Genomic DNA, 19269 nt, shown 5'->3' with positions numbered 1-19269 from the left:
CTCAGTCAGCCGGGCGGATCCGCAGCACCTTGTCGTCCTGTCCGTTGCTGGTGGTGACGTAGAGAGCGCCGTCCGGGCCCTGGCGGGCAGCACGTAGTCGGCCGTATTTGTCAGCGACCGCTCGCGGCACCGCCACCGAGGTCACCTTCGTCCCCGCCCCGTCGAGTGTCAGGACCATCAGTTTGGCGCCCTTGAGCGCGGTTACCACCAAGGCGCCCTCCCACGCTCCCCATTGCCTGCCTTCCACGAAGGTGGCGGCGCAGATCGCTTCCGTCATGTCGCCCGAACTCCACAACGCCGGGACGGCGTCCGGGAAGCGCTCCCGATCGGTCATCGGCACGCTCTCGTCGTAGTCGCGCTCCTGCCCGCCGCGTCTCGGATCCCAGCCGTGATTCGCGCCCTTGCGCAGCAGGTTGAGTTCGTCGTTCTTGTCGGGGCCGTGCTCGGCGGAGTAGACGCGTCCAGCCTGCACCGCGAGACCCTGCACATTGCGATGTCCGTAGGTCCAGACCAACTGCTCGCGCGGGTTGCCCGAAGAGGCGAACGGATTGTCCGAAGGTGCTTGCCACGTGCGTGGATCGATGCGTAACACCTTGCCACCGAGGCTCGTACGGTCTTGCGGCGCAGCGGCATTCGCCGCGTCACCGGTGCCGACGTACAGCATGTTGTCGGGCCCGATCAGCATGCGGCAGCCGGAGTGGCGTCCGCTTGAAGCGACCGGCAAGCCGGTGACGACATCTCGGATCCGAGTGGCCGTCGCCTCGCCGGGCTCCAGCCGCCAGAGCACCAGCCGGATGTCGGAGCTTTGATGGGTCTGACAGGTGATGAACCGGCGCGAAGTGCGGAAATCGGGCAGGAGGGTCAGGCCCATCAGACCGCCCTCGCCACGGGCGTTCAGATCGTCGAACGACGCCGCGACGGGTGTGGTGCGTGCTCCGGGCGCCAAGCTGGACAGGAGAGTCAGGGCGCCATCACGCTGCGTGACCAAAGCCTTGCCGTTGGGCAGGAAAGCGATGTCCCACGGGTTGGTGAGCCCGCTCGCGATCGTCTCGACCTGCAATCGCACGGCATCAGTCGATGCGGTGGACGGGCCGGAGGTGCTGTCGGGCGAGGAGCCCCCGGAGCACCCGCTCACCAGCAGGCCGGCGCACAGCGCGGCCGCTGCGACGCGGGCGAACATGTGGTGGCCTACCTGCGTCCGCGCTTGAAGGCGTTGGACACCGCGCGTTGCGCCTCGCGGTTGTCCTGTCGTTCGCGCAGAGCCTGGCGCTTGTCGTGCAGCTTCTTACCCTTGGCGAGGCCGATCTCGACCTTGGCGCGTCCATCGAGGAAGTACAGCGACAACGGGATCAACGTGTGGCCCGACTCGCGTGACTTGGAGATCAACTTGTCGATCTCGGACCGGTGCATCAGCAGCTTGCGCCGCCGCTTGGCCGAGTGGTTGGTCCAGGTGCCTTGGAGGTACTCAGGGATGTGGACGTTCTCCAGCCACAGCTCGCCACCCCGCTCGCTGGCGAAGCCGTCGGTGAGATTGGCCCGGCCCATGCGCAGGCTCTTCACCTCGGTGCCCATGAGCACCAGGCCCGCCTCGACCGTCTCCTCGATGAGGTAGTCGTGGCGCGCCTTCTTGTTGTTGGCAATGATCTTCTTGCCGGCTTCGCGGGGCATGAACTCAAGGATACGTGGCGGCAGCGACAGGCCCCACCGCATTTCGCGATGGGGCCTGTCGTTGATCGACCGGTCAGTCGTTGGTCTTGCGGGCCAGACGCCACTTGGTCAGCACTGCGAACAGTGCCGCGAGCACCAGCAGCATGATCATCGAGAGCATCCACTTGCCGGGGGAGTGCTGCCACAGCGGGTCGTCGACCGTCGCACGCGCCGCATCGAAAGCCTGCCCGGGAGGCAGCATGCCCACCACATCGGTGGTGGAGACCGCGGCGGCGTAACCCCAGCGTCCCGGAGTCAGCCAACTCAACTGCTCAAGACCCGGACGTCCGTAGACCTCGAAGAGCCCGCCGCACAACACCAGCTGCGCCATGATCGACACCACCAGCAGCGGCATCACCTGCTCGGAGGTGTTGACGAAGCTCGACATCAGCAGGCCGAGGGAGACGGCGCAGAACGCGGTGAACCAGCAGACCAGGATGAGTTCGAGCGTGGCGCTACCGAGCATGACCGCGCCCGAGGGCGGCTTCTTGGCCAGCGTGATGAGCAGGACGAGGATCGTCGACTGGACGAGGGTCAGCAGCCCGAAGATGGTCAGCTTGCCCCACAGGTAGGCAGAGGGTGACAGACCCACGGCCTTCTCCCGGGTGAAGATGGCGCGCTCGCCGACGAGTTCGCGGATACTCGCAGCCGTCCCCATGAAGAGCGCCCCAACGATGATCACCACCAGGAGCGTCAGCGGTTCGCTGAGCTTGAAGGGTTCACCTGGTGCGGGTTTGGCAAGTCCGTTCTCGCCGGGCACCACGACGGCCAACGCGGCCAGGGCCACGGGAAGCAGCAGCATGAACGCCGAGTAGCCGCGGTCGGCGAAGATCACCTGCAGGTGTCGGCGCGCGAGGGTCGACAGCTGCGAGGGGATCGACTGCTGCCTGGGCGGCTTCTCCAACGGCGGCACGGGCGGACGCGGTGCCGACAGCGGAGCCTCGATCTGCTGCGCCTCCAGCGGGGAAGCTTTGAAACGCTGCTTGGAACCCTCGGGGTCGCGCGCGACCGAGGTGAAGACGTCGGCGTGGTCGGAGAGCCCGAAGAAGGGCAACAACTGGTCGGGCGGGCCGAAGTAGGCCACCTTGCCGCCCGGTGCGAGCAGCAGCACCTTGTCGCACACGTTGAGGTTGGCCACCGAGTGGGTGATGACGACGACGGTGCGGCCGCCGTCAGCGAGCTCGCGCAGGGTGTGCATGACCTGCTTGTCCAGGCCCGGGTCGAGCCCGGAGGTCGGCTCGTCCAGGAAGAGCAGTGAGGGACGGGTCAGCAGTTCCAGCGCCACGGAGGTGCGCTTGCGCTGACCACCGGAGAGCTTGTCGACGCGGGTGCCGGCGTGCGCGGTGAGATCGAGTTCGGCCATCACCTCATCGACCCGCTGGTCACGCAGGTGCTTGTCGAGATCGTCGGGGAAACGCAGTTCGGCGGCGAAGCGCAGCGCCTGCTTGACGGTCAGCTGCCGGTGGACGACGTCGTCCTGGGGCACGACACCGATGCGATGACGAAGGTCGTCGAAGTTCTGGTAGAGGTCTCGACCGTCGTAGTAGACCTCGCCGCGGGTGGCCCGCTGCGAACCGGTGAGCGCCTTCAGCAGCGTCGACTTACCGGCGCCGGACGGACCGATCACCGCGAGCAGGCTCGAACCCTCGAGCGCGAACGAGATGTCGTCGAGCAGCTTCTTGCCGCCGGACAGCTCGAAGGTGAGGTGGTTGGCGACGAAGTTGACATCACCTTCGTCGATGCTGGCGACCAACTGACCGCGCAACACAGTGAAACGGGAGTGGCCGACGGCGAGCAGATCGCCCTCGCCCAAGCGTCCGCGGTCGATGCGTTGACCGTTGATGTAGGTGCCGTTACGGCTGCCGAGATCCTGCACGTCGAAGCCATGACCGTTCGGCACCAGCCGCGCGTGCTGCCGGGAGGCGAGCAGGTCATCGATGATGACCTGGTTCTCCAGACCGCGTCCGATGGTCATCGTGCCGGGAGTCGGACCGCCGCCGGGTCCGCCCGCCGAGGCGAGCACCTGGGGTGCGGCGCCCTGCACGGAGGTGTGGCCCGACGGGCTGACCGGGGCCGCCTGCATCGCATTCTGCAACTCGTACCGGTCGAAGACGACGCCGGTGTGGGAGGGCACCTTCGGCACCGAGGAGGTCGCCGGGAGCCGCTTGGGGAGCGGCCCGCTCTGGTGGCCGTGGCCGCTGCTCGGGCCGGCGCCGGCCGGTCCTGTCGGACGTCCGGCATGCGGGAGTGCTGCCCCGCCGCTCGGGCCGGACTGAGGCGGCAGCTGTGCGCCACCGGTCGGCTGTCGTACCTCCACTCCCAGCGGCGACGCGTCGGTGCCGCCCAACTGGATCGACCCGCCCGGTGCCACGAGCGTGGGTGCGGTGATCCGACGTCCGTCGACGAAGGTGCCGTTGGACGAGCCGAGGTCGACCACCTCGATCTGGTCACCCACCCGGCGAAGCTGCGCATGCCGCCTGGACGCACCGGCATCGGTGACCATGAGGTCGTTGTCGCGGCTTCGGCCGATCGTCAGTATCTGGTTCGTGGCGATCTTGCGGTTGTTTCCCGCGTAAGTGATGCGCACGTCGTTCATCGGGCGGTCCCCCTGCTCATCCTGCTCCTGCCTTGCTTCGTCCGACTTGCCTGCGGTGTACCCGCTCGAGGAGTCAGATCGTGACCAGCCAGCCGTCACGCACCTCGAAGGTGGTGCCACCGACCCCGATGCGGTCGCCTTCCTGCAGGTGGCTGGTCTCGACCCGGCGGCCGTTGACATAGGTGCCGTTGCGGCTGCCGAGGTCTTCCAGCAGCAGGCCTTGGTCGTCGGCGGTGATGCGCAGGTGCTTACGGGAGACGAGCATGTCGTCCAACACGATCGAGTTGTCGCGGCCGCGACCGATGGTCAGCGACTCGTCGTCCGCAGCCGCGTCGTTTTCTGCACCGGAGTTCGAGCTCGAAACGGTGACATTCTCCTGACCTGTCGGAGGAGCGGGAATCGCGTCCCCTGCCGACGGATCCGTCGCCATCGGTTGGTCGGGCTCGGAGTGCTGGTGCGCCGACCAAGCATCCTCGGCCGCCGCGGCGTCCTGCGGCTGGTGGTGCTGCTCCTGGCCGCTGTGGCCACCCCACGGCTGTTCGTCCTGCAGGGACGAGTCCTGCTGGGCCGGCGCCTGCGACTGCGGCTTGGCCAAGAAGGAGGAGGCAGACGAATCGTGCTGCTGCCCAACGTGATCCGCGGGCGAGTTGTAAGGGTCGTGCTGCTGCGGCTGCTGGTAGGGAGCACCCGCGTACGGGTCGTGACCCTGTGCTTGGTAGGCCTGGGGCTGGACGTACGGGTCGTGGCTCTGTGCTTGGTCGCCCTGGGGCTGGGCGTACGGATCGTGGCTCTCTGCCTGGTCGGCCTGGGGCCGGGCATACGGGTCGTGGGTCTGCCGGCCCGCGTCCCGGTATTCGCCCTGGCCATCAGGGGCAGGCGAGGCGTAGGGGTCGGGCGCGTGCTGAGCCGGCTCGTCGCCTCCCTGAGGTGCCTGCTGGTCGTCGGGCGCTGACCACGGCTCGGAACTGGGCGGAAGCTCTCCGTGCTGTTCGGTCCAGTTGTGGTGGACCTCGTCCGCGGTGGGCGCGGAACCGGGCTGCACCCAGCCGCCGGGTGTCGCAGCACCCGCTGCTGCCGCGCCGCCGAGGGCGCCAGCGCTGGCTGCGCCCCAGTCGCTGGAACGGTCATGCTGCGGACGATCGGATTCGGAGACGTTGCCGGAGTCATCGGAGGAGGTCGTGTAGCCGGGGTCGGCAGAGCGCTGATCGTCCTGGTGCGCTGCGACACCGCCGGGTCGCTCGTCGACCACGTCGTGCTCATCGGCACCAACAGCAGAGGGTTCGGAGTCTTGCTGCTGCTCCCGCGCGTCGGTGAACGACGGCTCGTCGGCCTCCTCGACCTGGTGGGTGGTCTCGCGCTGTGCCGGCGCAGGTGCCGCCGACGCCCAGGCCGACGACAGGGACTGCACGGGCCGCTCGTCGGGCAAGGGCTCGTTGTGCTGGGGGCCGCTGAACGCCTCCGGTCCGGCCCATGCCGCTGCTGCGCCCGGCGCGGTGTCGCGCCAGACGATCGTTGCAGGTCCGCGGGTGCCTGAGGGTGCGTTCGGGTGGCCGAACTGCGGGTCGTGCGAGGTACTCATCAGGTCTCCGACTTCGGTGTGGCGTTTGCGGTTCCGGCGCACTGCGCCGACGATTGCTCAGATTACCTTTCCACGCCCCCACGACGTCCTTTGCGGCTGCGCGGGGTATGAGCGGTGCGCGAAGTCACAGCCCGGGAGTGTGCCTTCTTCAACGTCGACATGGAGATCGTGGTGAAGAGGCTCGCTGGCTCCTGCGGGCCGCGTAGGCGGTGTCCATCCCGAGCGCCGGGCCGACTGGGCGCTGCCCGCACGTAGGGTGGCGGCCATGCCCTTGGACTTCACCCTGCGCGAGGCGCGCCTCGACAACGGCCTGCGGGTCGTCGTCGCCCCTGACCCGAGTGTGCCGATCGTGGCGGTCAATCTCTGGGTCAATGTCGGATCGCGCCACGAACGTCCGGCTCGCACCGGTCTGGCGCATCTCTTCGAGCATCTGATGTTCCAGGGGTCGCGCAACGTGGCCGAGGGCGAGCACATGCAGACGCTCATGGCGCACGGTGCGCGGCTCAACGCCACCACGTGGTTCGACCGCACCAACTACTTCGAGACCGTGCCCACCGGCGTCCTCGATCTCGCGCTCTGGATGGAGGCCGATCGGCACGGGTACCTGCTGGACGCGGTGAACCAGGCATGCCTGGACAACCAGCGCGATGTGGTCAAGGAAGAAAAGCAGCAGCGTTACGACAACCGTCCGTATGGTCACGCGCTGGAGGACATCTACGGACTCGTCTTCCCCCAGGGCCACCCCTACCACCACTCGACGATCGGTTCGATGGCCGACCTCGATGCTGCGACGCTCGACGATGTGCACGACTTCTTCAAGCGGCACTACGGGCCCAACAACACCGTGCTGACACTGGTCGGCGATGTCGGTCAGCACGAGGGAATCGCGTTGGCGCAGAAGTACTTCGGCGGTCTTGCGCGAGTCGACCTCGCACCGACCGTTGCCAGCGAGCCGCTGAGACCGCTCACGGAGCCCCTGCGGTTCGAACGCACCGACGACGTGCCGGACGATCGCCTCTACCTCGCCTTCCGGCTGCCGCCGGATCACACCAGGGAGTTCCTGGTCGCCGAAGCTGCGTTCGACATCCTCGCGGGCCTTGCGACGTCGCGGCTCTACCGCAGGCTGGTGCGCCGAGAACAGATCGCCACCCAGGTGTCGCGCAGCGCAATGGGTCTGGTCGACGGGGTGTCGCTCGGGCTGCTCACCGCTGACGTGGCCGGTGACAGCTGCGTCGAGGCGGTCGAAGCGGCGCTGGTCGAAGAACTGCAGGGCCTGGCCGATCACGGCCCGACCGAGAAAGAACTCGCTACCGCGTTCGCCGATTTCGAACGCGGCTGGCTGCAGGGCCTGGCGGTGCACGAGGAACGAGCAGACACCATCAGCCACTACACCTTGCTGCACGACGATCCGCAGCACATCAACCATCACCTCGACGACGCCGCGACGGTCACCACCGATGAGGTGCAACGGTTGGCCAAGGCGTGGCTCGACCCGGCGTCCCGCGCGGTCGTCGTCCACCGGAAGGGCAGTGCGGCATGAGTTTCGTCGAACGACCGGAGGTCCACCCGCCGGCTCCGTGGCAGTTCCCCGACGCAACCAGGCACCGGTTGAGCAACGGTCTGACCGTGGCGTTGTACGACCTGCCCGGTCAGCACGTCACCTCCACGCGCATCAACCTCCCGGTGCCGCTGGCTGCTGAGCCGCGTGAGCGCGAAGGTGTTGCGACGATCGTGTCGCGCACGATGGACGAGGGCACAGCCTCCCACTCCGCCGACGAGATGGCTGAGCTCTTCGAGCAGGACGGCATCGGGCTGCACGCCGGTGTTGCGCACCAGGGCATCTGGGTCGACCTGGAGGCCGCGACGCGTCACGTCCGCACCGCTTTCGACCTCGCGCTCGAATGCCTGACCGAGCCCGCCTTCCCGCACGAGGAGGTGAATCGCCACAGGTTGCAACGTCTTTCGCAGATCGATCACGAGATGGCCGATCCGAGCTACCGCGCGACGCTGGAGTTCGTCCGCACTTTCTACACCACTGATTCCCGGGTCTCCCGACCCACGGGTGGCTCACGTGACTCGTTGGCGCAGCTGACCCGCGATGACTGCGAGGAGTTCCACCGCCGGTGGGTGCGTCCGGACGAGGCGTATGTGGTGGTGGCCGGTGACTTCGAGGAGGCGGCCATGCTGGCCGACCTCGAGGCGACGCTCGGCACGTGGCTGGTGAGCGGTGAGCGCCTGTCTCCCCAGGTGACGCCGGATGCACCGGCGGACGATCGGGGGCGAGTGGTCTTCGTCGACCGTCCCGGCTCGGTGCAGACCGAGATCCACATGGGCTGGTTGGGTCCGGCGCGCAAGGAGGGAAGCCAATGGGCGCCCTTCCCGGTGCTCTCGTATGCGATCGGGGGCTCGCCGCACGCGCGTATCGACCGGGTGCTGCGCGAGGAGAAGGGTTATACCTACGGCATGCGGGGTAGCTTCCGGCCGCGCTCCGACTTCGGACAGTTCGTCGTCGGCGGATCGGTGCGCGCCGACGCCACCGCCGATGCCCTCCGATTGCTGGGCGAGATCTTCTCGGGTGCCGATGACGGACTCAGCGCGGCCGAGGTGAAGGAAGGCGTCGACTATCTTTCGATGACCGCACCGGCCCGTTATGCCACCGCCGACGCGGTGGCCGACGAAGCGGCGTCCCTGCACTTGGTGGGCCTGGAGACCGACTTCATCACCGACTATCTCGCCGCGATGCGCGAACTCACGGTCGAGGACGTGAATGCGGCGTGGCAGCAATGGAGCTCATCGCCGCGAACGGTCGTGCTGGTCGGCGACGCCGCCAAGTACGCCGCGGCGGTCGAGCAACTCGGGTTGGGAGAAGTCACTGTCGTGAGCGACCGGGCGGGTGTTGCCGGCAAGAGCGAGGCTCAGTAAGCGCCGTCGCCCTTGATGACCGCCTGCACGGTCTGCGCCAGGATGAGCAGATCACCGGTCATCGACCAGTTCTCGACGTAGTAGAGGTCCTTGCGGATGCTCTCCTCCCACGTGAGTCCAGAACGTCCGCCGACCTGCCACGGGCCGGTGATTCCTGGCTTGACGTAGAGCCGTCGCTCTGCCCGATGGTCGTAGGTGAGCACCTCGGCCGGTAACGGCGGGCGGGGTCCGACAAGCGACATGGAGCCTCGGATGACGTCGAACAACTGCGGAAGTTCGTCGATGGAGTAGCGCCGGATGAACCGGCCGACCCGCGTGACACGCGGGTCGTCGGGCATCTTGAACAACACTTCGTTGCCGTTGCCGTTGCCGTTGCCGTTGCTGGATGCGCGGAGTTCTTCGAGCTTGTGCTCGGCGTCGATCACCATCGACCTGAACTTGGTCATCTTGAACTCGACCTGGTTCATGCCGACCCGGCTCTGGCGGAAGAAGATGGGGCCGCCGTCGTGCGCCTTGACCAGGATTGCGGTCACGACCATGACGGGAGCGAACAGGACGAGCATTCCCAGAGCAGCCACGAGGTCGAAGGCCCGCTTCGCGACGAACTTGCCTCCGGTGTACCGCGGCATTTCCACCCGGATCAGCGGGAGATCCTCGATCGGACGCCAGTGGATTCGGGGGCCTGCGACATCGGTCATCCGGGTGGCAAGTGCGAGTTCGCAGCCACGTTCTTCCAGTTGCCAACTGAGCCGGCGCAGCGATTTGGGATCGATCTGGCTCTGACCGGCGACGACGACGATGGACGCTCCGACGCGGGCGGCTGACTCGGCGGTGTCCTCCAGCGAGCCCATCTCAGGCAGCGTCGACCCGTCGGTCAGCTCGAAGTCCTCCTCGCTCGCGGTGGCAACGGCGACAGGCGCATATCCGACGAAGGGCTGCCGGCGCATGAGGTCAACGACATATCGCACCTCCACCGGCGAACCCACCACGAGAGCCGGTGCCATGTAGTTGCCAGCAATCCGCTCACGCAGCAGAACTCTGCGGTGGATCAGCCTGCCCAGCAGGAGCAGTGCCAGGCCCAGTGGAAGGGCGATGGCGAGGAAGCCACGGGCGAAGTGGATCTTGAACGTGGTTGCGGTGATGGCGATTGCGCCGAAAAGCAGCAGAGTGGCACGGGTGACTTTGCGGTATTCCTCCGACCCGACGCCGACCACATCGAGGTGATAGCTGCTACCCGCAGCCAGGGCGATCAGCCATCCTGCACCGAGTAGAAGCGCAGTCTCCACATAGGAAAGCTGGGCGAAACCGACCAACCGCGACTTTGGCGACTCGCCGAACCGTACGTACACCGCAACGGCCAGTGAGACCGCGATCAGCACGAGGTCGAGCGCAACGATGCGACCCTGCAGACGTGTCTTCCACGGCAGGTGGATAGTGGACGGATTTGGAGCCATTGTGGTCAAACCCTATTGCTTCAACCGTGGTCTCCCGAATTCCTTGGACACATGTTCTCCCGAACTAGCGTCCCAACCGGCGCAGCACCTCGTCGTGCAGCAGCCCGTTGGTGCTAATGCCGTTGCCGCTCCAGCAGCCCGGCGTACCGTCCAGTCCGGTGAACTGGCCGCCGGCCTCGGTCACGATCGGCACGAGTGCGGCCATGTCGTGGACGGCCAACTCCGGCTCCGGAGCGATGTCGACAGCGCCCTCGGCGACCAGCACATGTGACCAGAAATCGCCGTACGCCCGGCTGCGCCAGACGTCGTCCATCAGTTGCAGCATGGCTTCCCGTTTGCCGTGCGCGTCCCAGTCGCGCACGTTGGCATAGGACAACGAAGCATCCTCGATCTTCGATACCTTCGACACCGAGATCCGACGCGCGCCCTGCAGATTGCGACCCGTCCAGGCGCCGGTGTCCTTGCCGGCCCACCACCGACGTCCGAGTGCGGGTGCGGCCACGAGCCCGACGACGGGCTCTCCGTCGTCCACCAGCGCAATGAGAGTGGCCCACACCGGTAAGCCACGGACGAAGTTCTTCGTGCCGTCGATCGGGTCGACGATCCACCGGCGGGGGCCCTTGCCCTCCAGGCCGTGCTCTTCTCCCTGCACCGCATCGCGGGGGCGAGCGCGCTTCAGCTGCCCGCGAATGATCTCCTCGGCGGCCAGATCGGCATCGCTGACGGGGGTCAGATCGGGCTTGGTGTTGACGACGAGGTCGTCGGCCTGGAAGCGGCCCATCGTCGTCGGCTCGACGGCATCGGCGATCACATGGGCGACGCGCACGTCATCGGCGTAACTCATCGCACGCTCCCGGGCTCAGGCGTCTCGCAGCGTTCAGCACTCACGGGCCCGACCGTACCGGGTCGGCGGCCGCTCACTCGGCAGGTGCGTCCTGCGGCACGCTCGGGGTGACGATCTTTGGGGAGCCGGTGCGCAACACCTCATCGACGCGGTCGCACAGCTCATCGCCATCGATCGGGCTGGTGCCCACCGGCGGCAGATCGCGGATCACCGCGCGCAGACAGGTGGCCATGGCCGCCGCGTCCAGATACTTCTTCGGGTTGCGGATCCAACACGCGACCAACGCCGTGTACGCCAACTGGTTGACGGTGACCTCGACCCGTGACCACGCGGACAAAGTGACCGGGAGGTCCTGCTGCGCGATCTGCAGGATGCGCCCGGCCTGCAGTTGTTCGTAGGCCAGGTCGCGGCGCACCCGATAACCGGCCTCTGACTTCTCCTGATCGGTGGCGATGAGATCGAGCAGGTCAGCCGTCACCCGCAGGACGCGGCGATACTGCCTGCGTACCAACGCAATCGGTGCGCGGCGATCGGTCACCCACATCACCACCAGGCTCACCGCGACTCCGATGAGGGTCTCGAGGATCCGCTCCTTGATGACCGTCCCGATTGCGTGGCCGGGCGCCGTGCTCGTGGTCACGAGCAGCGCCATCGGAGTGACAAAGAAGGCGGCGATCGCATAGTTGCGCACCGCGGTCCACTGCACCATGAAGACCAGCGCGAGGCAGATTGCAATGGTCACTTCGAGCGTGGCGTCGAGATGGTGCAGACCCACGAATGCCACGGTGCCGGCCACCGTTCCGATCATTCGATGCAGACCGCGGTGGGTGAGTGAGAGCCGATCGGTGCCCAGCGACATCACCAGGGCCGTGGTCATCACCGCCCAGAACGGGTGGCGCAGGTCGAGACCGTACGACACCGCGCAGGTCAAGGCGATCGCCATCCCGATCCGGCGGGACGCGAGCCAGGGCAGCGAACGAGGAGAGAGAGCCCACCGCAACAGGTACTTCACCGGCGGTGCTCCCAGGTAGCGACGCTGGGCGGCGGCGTCGACCTCCACCACGGCCCCGGGCAGCGAGCGGGAGGCCACCTGGCCGATGACCTGGAAGTGCAGTCTGCGCAGGTCGACCAACAGCGAGCGCCATGCCGACGCCCTGGCGTTGCGGCCGGCTGCCTCCTCCAAGGTCATGCTGGCGCTCAGCACCTGCGCGTAGGCAGTGTCGCGCAGATGAGCGATTTCCAGGTCGGTGGTGTCAGGTTGTGCGGCCTGCTCGATGAGCTCCTCGACCGCTTCGCGGGCGGCGTCCACGGCCTGCGCTTCGGCGGAGTCAGCCCGGGGATGCAACGCCAGCGTCGCGATCGATGCGGTGAGGCAGCTGAGCACGCAGACCGCGATCACCTGCCACTTGTCGACCCCGACGGTCGGTAGGTAGGACGCGATGGCGGGGCCCATGATGAGGAACATCGGGCCCGGTGGGTCGGCCATCACCGCGTTGTAACCCAGCACCGCGGTCATCGCGATGGCGGTGAGAGTCAGCGTGAGGAGCACCGGATTGCTGCCAATGACCACGGCGATCGCACAGCCGGCGATGTAGGCGAGGTCCATCCACGCCAGGATGTGCAGCCGAGCCCGCCAGGGTCGGGCACTTGCGGTATTGCCGATGAACGATCCGGTGATCGCCAGCAAGGCTAGTTCCTTACCGAGCGCCAGCCAGACCACGCCGACGGTGATCGCGGTCATCGCGGTGGCGCGAGTGGCGACCTTCCACTGACCGGGGGCTGACTTGATCTGCGCCAGTCCGGACAGGCTCGCGCCCACCGTAGCCAGACCCCATGACATGACTCAGTCCTCCTCGGTGCCCAGCCTTGAGCGCAACAGACGTCGCAGTGATTCGAGGCGAGCGCGGCCCGAGGTGCCGGCATGCCCGGCGTCGACCCAGGCGTCCAGTGCGCAGTACTCGTCGTCGTGGGTGCACCCGCGCGGGCAGTCGTCGGTGCCGGCTGCGAGCTCGGGGAAGTGGTCGATGAACGAGTCGGGATCGACGTGGGCCAGGCCGAAGGAGCGGACGCCGGGGGTGTCGATCACCCAGCCTCCGTCCGGTAGCTCGAGCGCGACCGCGGAGGTGGAGGTGTGACGTCCTCGCCCGGTGACGGCGTTGACATGGCCGACGGCACGATCGGTGCCGGGCACGAGAACGTTGACCAGGGTTGATTTCCCCACCCCGGAATGACCGACCAGCACAGTCATGCGGTCGGCCAACGCGGAGTGCAGTTCGCCCAGGCCCTCGATCATTCCGTCGTCGCGCACCTGCGTCACGACGTACGAAAGCTCAAGTCCGGCATACGACTTCAGGAATTCTTGCGGGTCGGCGAGGTCAGATTTGGTGAGCACGAGCAGGGGGTGCATCCCGGCGTCATAAGCCGCGACGAGGCAGCGGTCAACCATCCGCGGACGAGGTTCGGGATCGGCCAGGGCGGTGACGATCGCGAGTTGGTCGGCGTTGGCCACCAGCACGCGCTCCACCGGGTCGGTGTCATCGGCAGTACGCCGCAGGAACGTGGACCGCTCCTCGATCCGGACGATCCTGGCCAAGGATCCGTCGGCGCCGGAGGTGTCACCGACCAGACCGACCCGATCGCCCGGCACGATCGGGCTGCGACGCAACTCGCGGGCCCGCATGGCGACCACGGGCTGCCCTTCGACCAGGCAGGTCCAGCGCCCCCGGTCGACCCCCGTGACCATGCCGATCACGGCGTCGGCGTGCGCAGGGCGGTCCTTGGTGCGGGGGCGGTTGCCCTTGGGGTTGGGGCGCACCCCGATCCGTGACTCGTCGTAGTCGTAGCGCCGACCCATGCGGTCAATCCTGGCCCAGCATCGATCGCCACATCGCCGTGAAGGTCGGCATGGTCTTGCCGACGGTGGCGACGTCCTCGATCAGCACACCCGGCACGCGCAGGCCGAGAACGGCGGCAGCCATCACCATGCGGTGGTCACCGTAGGTGTGGAAGGTGCCGCCCGAAAGCGTCGTCGGCCGGATGAGCAGGCCGTCGTCGGTCTCGGTGACCTGGCCGCCCAGACCGTTCATCTCATGGGTCAGGGCAGCAAGACGATCGGTCTCGTGTCCGCGCAAGTGCGCGATGCCGCGCAACGCACTGGGCGAATCCGCAAGCGCCGCCAGGGCGGCCACGACCGGAGTGAGCTCTCCGACATCGTGCAGGTCGAGGTCGACTCCGGAGATCTCGCCGGTGCCGGTGACCGTGAGACCGCCGCGGTCGAGGCTGACATCCGCGCCCATCCCGTCGAGGATGTCGCGGAGTGCGTCGCCCGCCTGCGTGGTCGACTGCGGCCAGCCGGGCACCCGCACCGTGCCACCGGTGACCAGTGCAGCTGCGAGGAAGGGTGCGGCATTGGACAGGTCGGGCTCTACCTCGACTTCGAGCGCGGAGATCTCGGAGGGCTCAACCCGCCAGGTGTTGGCGTCGGCGTCGTCGACCATCACTCCGGCGTCCCGCAGTACTTCGACCGTCATGGCGATGTGCGGCAGGGAGGGCAGAGGTTTGCCGTCGTGGACGACGGTGACGCCGTCGTCGAAGCGGGCGCCGGTGAGCAGCAGTGCTGAAACGAACTGTGACGAACCGGAGGCGTCGATCACCACCTTGCCGCCGCGCACTGCACCCGTGCCGTGCACCACGAAAGGAAGGCCCTCATGGCCGTCGGTCGTGATCTGTACGCCGAGGTCGCGCAGCGCGCCGAGCACAGGGGCCATCGGACGTTTGCGGGCGTGCGGGTCGCCGTCGAAGCGCACGGCTCCGTCGGCGAGGGCTGCGACCGGGGGGAGGAAACGCATGACCGTGCCCGCGAGCCCGCAGTCGATCTCGGCGGGCCCATGCATTCCTTGCGGATCGACCAGCCAGCTGGGCGCGCCGTCCAACTCCTCCTCGGTGATGCCGGTGCCCAGCGAGCGCAACGCGTGCAACATCAAGGTGGTGTCTCGGGACACCAGCGGCCGGTGCAGGCGGGAGATGTCAGTGGCGAGCGCGGCGAGCACCGCGTATCGGTTGGTCAGGCTCTTGGAGCCCGGAACATCAACGGTCGCCTGGAGGGGGCCGGTCGCAAGTGGTGCCGGCCAGTCGCCGGTCGAACTGTGAGAATCCATCGGGCCCTACGGTAGTCCGCCCTTGCGGTGAGTGGGATGCCGTCTCTGTCCGTCTCGGCACCGGACGTCGGAGGCGGCATAGGCTCGATGTCATGTGTGGTCGATACGCTGTGAGTTTCAGCCCAGACGACATCACCGACGAGTTCGATGTCGAGGACGATCGGATGGCCGAGCATGCGCGCTCGATCCTGGTGCGCCCCCAGGATCCACCGGCCGGAACGCCCGACTGGAATGTCGCGCCGACCAAGCAGGCGCCCGTGGTGCTGACCCGCGTGCCCAAGGACGACAAGAACGATCCCGACGCGAGTGCGGTGCGGCAGTTGCGACTCCTGACCTGGGGTCTGGTGCCCTCCTGGGCCAAGGACACCAAGGTCGGCCTGCGGATGATCAATGCCCGGGCCGAGACGCTGCTGGAGAAGGGCGCTTTCGCCAAGGCTGCGATCAGCCGGCGTTGTCTGGTGCCGGCTGACGGCTGGTACGAGTGGCAGGTGAGCCCGACGTCCACTGATGCCAAGGGCAAGCCGCGTAAGCAACCCTTTTTCATCCGTCGGGGTGACGGCGGCGCGTGCGCCTTCGCCGGTGTCTATGAGTTCTGGCGCGATCAGTCGAAGGCGACCGACGACCCGGACGCCTGGCTAACCACCTACGCCATCATCACCACCGCAGCCGAGCCCGGCCTCGACCGGATCCACGACCGGCAACCGGTGGTGATCGACCGCGAGCACTTCGCCGCGTGGCTCGATCCGGCGATGACCGACCCGGACGAGGTGCGGGCATTGCTCCACACGGGTGTTGGAGGGCGTTTCGAAGCGTGGCCGGTGTCGGCGGCGGTGGGTTCGGGTCGCAACAACGGCGAACAGTTGACGCTGCCGATCGGACAGCACCAGTTGCACGGGGTCGTCGATCCGGCCACCGGCGAGATCATCGGAGAATGACCGAATGACGTTTCAGATCAAGGAGATCGACACGCCGGTCGGCATCGCGCGGGCGCACGTCGAGACCGTGCCTGACGCGCGCGGGAGCATCGTTGTGAGCCACGGAGCAGGCGGTGGCATCGAGGCCCCCGACCTCGTGCGACTGCGCGAACTCACCCAGGACGGCTGGAACTACGTCCGTGTCGAACAGCCGTGGCGCGTTGCCGGGCGCAAGGTGGCTACCCCGCCGAAAACGCTTGACGCGGCGTGGGTGCCGATCATCGACGCGTTGACCAGCGTCAGCGGCGCGCTGCCTGGTCCGCTGGTGGTCGGCGGCCGATCTGCGGGTGCACGGGTGGCATGCCGCACCGCCGCGCAGGTGGGTGCGGACGCCGTGCTTGCGCTCTCCTTCCCGCTGAGCGGGGCCGGGAAGACCGACCGGGCGCGTGCACCGGAACTGCGGGGAGCGCTCGAGGCCGGCCTGCCCGTTGCGGTCGTCCAGGGCGGTAGCGACCCGTTCGGCAGACCCGCGGACTTCGTCGAGGAGTTCGCCGACGCGGGCGATCTGCCCACCGGCCTGTCGATCCACGAGTGCAAGGGCGCCCACGGTTTCAGCAAGAATCCGGATGACGTCCTGATCGCCGTTCGGGAATGGTTGGCGGTCACGTTCGCGGAATGAACTCCTGACCGGTGCTGTTGATCGGGGCGTGTGCGGGACCTCCCCACCACCTGCACTGAACGAGGAGAAGTCGGACGTGATCTTTGCACCCAGTGCGCCGAAGGACACGGCGCTCGGCGGCGTGGGCCTGCCGACCAAGCCGAAGGAAACCGATCGTCGGACGTCGGCGATAGGCTGGAGCGCAATGACTCAGGAACGTTCTGCCACCAGCACGGTCGAGACCGACGCCGACGACCGCAGCCACGAGACCACCGCCGTGTCCGGCGGTCAGGTCGACGTGTCTGCCGAGAGTCAAGCCGAACGCCTCGCCCGCTTCGAGCGCGACGCGATGCCCTACCTCGACCAGCTCTACAGCGCGGCCCTGCGCACCACCCGCAACCCGGCCGACGCCGAAGACCTCGTCCAGGAGACCTTCGCCAAGGCGTACGCCGCCTTCCACCAGTACAAGCCCGGCACCAACCTCAAGGCCTGGCTCTACCGCATCCTCACCAACACCTACATCAACGACTACCGCAAGAAGCAGCGGCAGCCGCAGCAGTCCGACGCCGCCGAGATCGAGGACTACCAGCTCGCCCGCGCGGAGGCGCACACCTCCTCCGGCCTGAAGTCTGCCGAGGCCGAAGCGCTCGATCACTTGCCTGATTCCGACGTGAAGCGGGCTCTGCAGGAGATCCCGGAGGACTTCCGCCTCGCGGTCTACTTCGCCGACGTCGAAGGCTTCTCCTACAAGGAGATCGCCGAGATCATGGACACCCCGATCGGCACCGTGATGTCACGACTGCACCGCGGTCGTCGGATGTTGCGTGAGCAGCTCACCGACTACGCGCGCGAGCGCGGATTCATCAAGGGTGAGAACGCATGATCTTCGACGACGCCCAGGGTTGCGACAGCTACCTGGAACATCTCGCGGAGTACCTCGACGGAGAGCTGACCGAGCAGGACTGCCAGGTGCTCAAACAGCATCTGTCCGACTGCCCGCCGTGCCTGGACGAGTACCAGCGCGACGCGATCATGAAGGCCCTCGTCCGGCGGTCATGCGCATGTGAGGAAGCGCCAACCGCCTTGCGCAGCCGCATCATGCAGAGCATCACCGTGCAGGTGACGACCGTGGAGATTCACCGACTCGACTGAGTCCGACCGGTTCCGGTGATGTTCACCGGACGGGTGGTAGCTGCGGGAGGTTGTTCAACAGGTCGACGACATCCGGGTCGTACTCGTATCCCATGCCGAGCGAGATGCGCTCCATGGCTGCGGTGTGCAGCTCGCCCCGACCGAGGGTCAGATCGTCGTAGGCGTTGCAGACCTTGAGAATGCGGCATTCGACCGAGAGCTCCTCACCGAACTCCCGAACATTTCGATAAGGCGTCGGTTGGTGCTCGATGATCGAGGCGACGCGTTCGAGACTGGCGATGTTGCGCACCACCTCGGCGCCGGCTGCGGCGATGGCGAGCTGATCGGTGGGCGCCGCGTCGCTGGTCGCGCCGTTGGGGATGGGCTCGATGAGCCCGAGCTGTCCCAGGTCATGCAGGAGCGCGGCGTTCTCCAGATCGCGCATCTCCCGATCCGTGAGCATGAGTTGTTGGCCGATGCGCATGCCGAGCATCCGCACCCTCAGGCTGTGGCCCTCGGTGATGAAGCCGGTGCGCTCCGGGAGGCGTGAGAGTGCCGAGATCGTGTCGCGGCGCACCTGTACGACGGCAGCCTGCCGCCGCAGCGCGGTGCGCATCAGCAGCAGCGGCATAGCCATGATCGGCACCGACCACAGATCGAGCGGGCCGAACCCGAGAGCCATCCCGACGGCCACCCCCAGCACGGCCAGCCACACCGGCCCGACCTCCGCCCCGCGGTGGGTGATCGTCTCGCGCAACCGGCCCTGCGGTGCCGTGCGCAACACCAGCAACATGACGTCGAGCACGATCGCGGCAGCACCGCAGGCAGTCATCGCCAGCGCGATGCGCCAACCCGAGTTCTCCCATGCCGGCACCATCGAGGCGGCGGATCGACCGTCCACGAAGGGCACGTTGCGATAGAGGACAGCGGCTGCGGCGACGCTCAGGATCCGAGTGGCCACTTGGGCGACATCTGCCGGTGGTTGCCGCAGGAGTCGCCCCACGACGTGGCCCAGCAAGGTACCAGCGGTCACCGCGATCACGACCAGGGCGGTGTTGAGCCAGGCGTTCGATGAAGTCGGCAGCGCCGTGAGTGCCATGGCCAGCGCAATGGACGGCGCGACGGGCGAGGCGTCAAGACCGCTGGGGAGCCGAAGGTGTAACGGAACGCTGAGAGCAAGGGCGAGGAGCATCACGCCCAGCCGCCAGCCGGCGCTGTCCAGTGCGCTGGACCAGTGCGTCGCGACCATTGTCATCGCGATGAGCTGGATGACCACGAGGGTGCTGAGCACCCCTCGTGTGATCATT

General features: G+C 67.3%; 16 protein-coding genes. 6 read left to right on the top strand and 10 right to left on the bottom strand.

Going from position 1 to position 19269, the window contains the following annotated elements; translation table 11 throughout:
- Position 1: 1 nt before the first annotated feature.
- The 4 genes from J5M86_RS10780 to J5M86_RS10765 form a co-directional block, all read right to left on the bottom strand.
- Positions 2-1180: a sorbosone dehydrogenase family protein gene (locus J5M86_RS10780; RefSeq protein WP_188059426.1), complete on the bottom strand. Its 1179-nt coding sequence runs from the start codon at positions 1178-1180 to the stop codon at positions 2-4.
- Between the two features lie 8 nt (positions 1181-1188).
- A complete protein-coding gene (gene smpB / locus J5M86_RS10775; RefSeq protein ID WP_188059427.1) occupies positions 1189-1668 on the bottom strand; it encodes an SsrA-binding protein SmpB in 480 nt (159 codons plus the stop codon).
- A gap of 73 nt (positions 1669-1741) precedes the next feature.
- A complete protein-coding gene (locus J5M86_RS10770; protein ID WP_188059428.1) occupies positions 1742-4303 on the bottom strand; it encodes an FHA domain-containing protein in 2562 nt (853 codons plus the stop codon).
- 73 nt (positions 4304-4376) lie between these two features.
- Complete coding sequence (locus tag J5M86_RS10765; protein WP_188059429.1) at positions 4377-5882, bottom strand: FHA domain-containing protein; 1506 nt, start codon at positions 5880-5882, stop codon at positions 4377-4379.
- A 265-nt stretch (positions 5883-6147) separates the two neighbouring features.
- On the opposite strand from J5M86_RS10765, the gene J5M86_RS10760 reads away from it, so the two are divergent.
- Positions 6148-7422, top strand: a complete 1275-nt coding sequence (locus tag J5M86_RS10760) for a pitrilysin family protein (protein ID WP_188059430.1) — start codon at positions 6148-6150, stop codon at positions 7420-7422.
- Positions 7419-8804: a pitrilysin family protein gene (locus tag J5M86_RS10755; RefSeq protein ID WP_188059431.1), complete on the top strand. Its 1386-nt coding sequence runs from the start codon at positions 7419-7421 to the stop codon at positions 8802-8804. The genes J5M86_RS10760 and J5M86_RS10755 overlap by 4 nt, the downstream gene beginning before the upstream one ends.
- Here J5M86_RS10755 and J5M86_RS10750 read toward each other — a convergent pair.
- From J5M86_RS10750 to aroA, 5 genes are all read right to left on the bottom strand, one after another.
- A complete protein-coding gene (locus J5M86_RS10750; RefSeq protein WP_188059432.1) occupies positions 8798-10258 on the bottom strand; it encodes a sugar transferase in 1461 nt (486 codons plus the stop codon). The two genes, J5M86_RS10755 and J5M86_RS10750, sit on opposite strands and share 7 nt — an antisense overlap.
- A 64-nt stretch (positions 10259-10322) precedes the next feature.
- Positions 10323-11102, bottom strand: coding sequence for a histidinol-phosphatase (gene hisN, locus J5M86_RS10745; RefSeq protein WP_188059433.1), 780 nt, complete (start codon positions 11100-11102; stop codon positions 10323-10325).
- Between the two features lie 73 nt (positions 11103-11175).
- Positions 11176-12942, bottom strand: coding sequence for an FUSC family protein (locus tag J5M86_RS10740; RefSeq protein WP_188059434.1), 1767 nt, complete (start codon positions 12940-12942; stop codon positions 11176-11178).
- Between the two features lie 3 nt (positions 12943-12945).
- The gene (gene rsgA / locus J5M86_RS10735; RefSeq protein ID WP_188059435.1) at positions 12946-13956 is read right to left on the bottom strand and encodes a ribosome small subunit-dependent GTPase A; all 1011 of its coding nucleotides are present in this window, start codon (positions 13954-13956) and stop codon (positions 12946-12948) included.
- A 4-nt stretch (positions 13957-13960) separates the two neighbouring features.
- Positions 13961-15259 (bottom strand): 3-phosphoshikimate 1-carboxyvinyltransferase, encoded by a 1299-nt coding sequence (gene aroA, locus J5M86_RS10730; protein ID WP_188059436.1) that lies wholly within the window; start codon positions 15257-15259, stop codon positions 13961-13963.
- Between the two features lie 92 nt (positions 15260-15351).
- Here aroA and J5M86_RS10725 point away from each other — a divergent pair, with 92 nt between their 5' ends.
- The 4 genes from J5M86_RS10725 (at position 15352) to rsrA (ending at position 17983) form a co-directional block, all read left to right on the top strand.
- A complete protein-coding gene (locus tag J5M86_RS10725; RefSeq protein WP_188059437.1) occupies positions 15352-16194 on the top strand; it encodes an SOS response-associated peptidase in 843 nt (280 codons plus the stop codon).
- A gap of 4 nt (positions 16195-16198) precedes the next feature.
- Positions 16199-16852 carry an alpha/beta family hydrolase gene (locus J5M86_RS10720; RefSeq protein ID WP_188059438.1) on the top strand — a complete coding sequence of 218 codons (654 nt, stop codon included), beginning with the start codon at positions 16199-16201 and terminating at the stop codon, positions 16850-16852.
- Positions 16853-17036: 184 nt separating this feature from the next.
- Complete coding sequence (locus J5M86_RS10715; protein ID WP_188059439.1) at positions 17037-17714, top strand: sigma-70 family RNA polymerase sigma factor; 678 nt, start codon at positions 17037-17039, stop codon at positions 17712-17714.
- Positions 17711-17983, top strand: a complete 273-nt coding sequence (gene rsrA / locus J5M86_RS10710) for a mycothiol system anti-sigma-R factor (protein ID WP_188059440.1) — start codon at positions 17711-17713, stop codon at positions 17981-17983. The genes J5M86_RS10715 and rsrA overlap by 4 nt, the downstream gene beginning before the upstream one ends.
- Before the next feature lie 22 nt (positions 17984-18005).
- Here the strand turns inward: rsrA and J5M86_RS10705 are convergent, their stop codons facing one another.
- Positions 18006-19268: an HD-GYP domain-containing protein gene (locus tag J5M86_RS10705; protein WP_188059441.1), complete on the bottom strand. Its 1263-nt coding sequence runs from the start codon at positions 19266-19268 to the stop codon at positions 18006-18008.
- Position 19269: the final 1 nt, after the last annotated feature.

Origin of the sequence: Yimella sp. cx-51, assembly GCF_017654605.1 — a bacterium.
In the GTDB taxonomy this organism is placed as follows: domain Bacteria; phylum Actinomycetota; class Actinomycetes; order Actinomycetales; family Dermatophilaceae; genus Yimella.
Note: the sequence above shows the minus strand (reverse complement) of the source record. Positions and strands in the feature narration are given on the sequence as shown.

Bases quoted from the DNA above. Each gene is read 5' to 3' on its own strand.
- J5M86_RS10780 (WP_188059426.1), bottom strand. From the start codon at position 1,180: ATGTTCGCCCGCGTCGCAGCGGCCGCGCTGTGCGCCGGCCTGCTGGTG.
- smpB (WP_188059427.1), bottom strand. From the start codon at position 1,668: ATGCCCCGCGAAGCCGGCAAGAAGATCATTGCCAACAACAAGAAGGCG.
- J5M86_RS10770 (WP_188059428.1), bottom strand. From the start codon at position 4,303: ATGAACGACGTGCGCATCACTTACGCGGGAAACAACCGCAAGATCGCC.
- J5M86_RS10765 (WP_188059429.1), bottom strand. From the start codon at position 5,882: ATGAGTACCTCGCACGACCCGCAGTTCGGCCACCCGAACGCACCCTCA.
- J5M86_RS10760 (WP_188059430.1), top strand. From the start codon at position 6,148: ATGCCCTTGGACTTCACCCTGCGCGAGGCGCGCCTCGACAACGGCCTG.
- J5M86_RS10755 (WP_188059431.1), top strand. From the start codon at position 7,419: ATGAGTTTCGTCGAACGACCGGAGGTCCACCCGCCGGCTCCGTGGCAG.
- J5M86_RS10750 (WP_188059432.1), bottom strand. From the start codon at position 10,258: ATGGCTCCAAATCCGTCCACTATCCACCTGCCGTGGAAGACACGTCTG.
- hisN (WP_188059433.1), bottom strand. From the start codon at position 11,102: ATGAGTTACGCCGATGACGTGCGCGTCGCCCATGTGATCGCCGATGCC.
- J5M86_RS10740 (WP_188059434.1), bottom strand. From the start codon at position 12,942: ATGTCATGGGGTCTGGCTACGGTGGGCGCGAGCCTGTCCGGACTGGCG.
- rsgA (WP_188059435.1), bottom strand. From the start codon at position 13,956: ATGGGTCGGCGCTACGACTACGACGAGTCACGGATCGGGGTGCGCCCC.
- aroA (WP_188059436.1), bottom strand. From the start codon at position 15,259: ATGGATTCTCACAGTTCGACCGGCGACTGGCCGGCACCACTTGCGACC.
- J5M86_RS10725 (WP_188059437.1), top strand. From the start codon at position 15,352: ATGTGTGGTCGATACGCTGTGAGTTTCAGCCCAGACGACATCACCGAC.
- J5M86_RS10720 (WP_188059438.1), top strand. From the start codon at position 16,199: ATGACGTTTCAGATCAAGGAGATCGACACGCCGGTCGGCATCGCGCGG.
- J5M86_RS10715 (WP_188059439.1), top strand. From the start codon at position 17,037: ATGACTCAGGAACGTTCTGCCACCAGCACGGTCGAGACCGACGCCGAC.
- rsrA (WP_188059440.1), top strand. From the start codon at position 17,711: ATGATCTTCGACGACGCCCAGGGTTGCGACAGCTACCTGGAACATCTC.
- J5M86_RS10705 (WP_188059441.1), bottom strand. From the start codon at position 19,268: ATGATCACACGAGGGGTGCTCAGCACCCTCGTGGTCATCCAGCTCATC.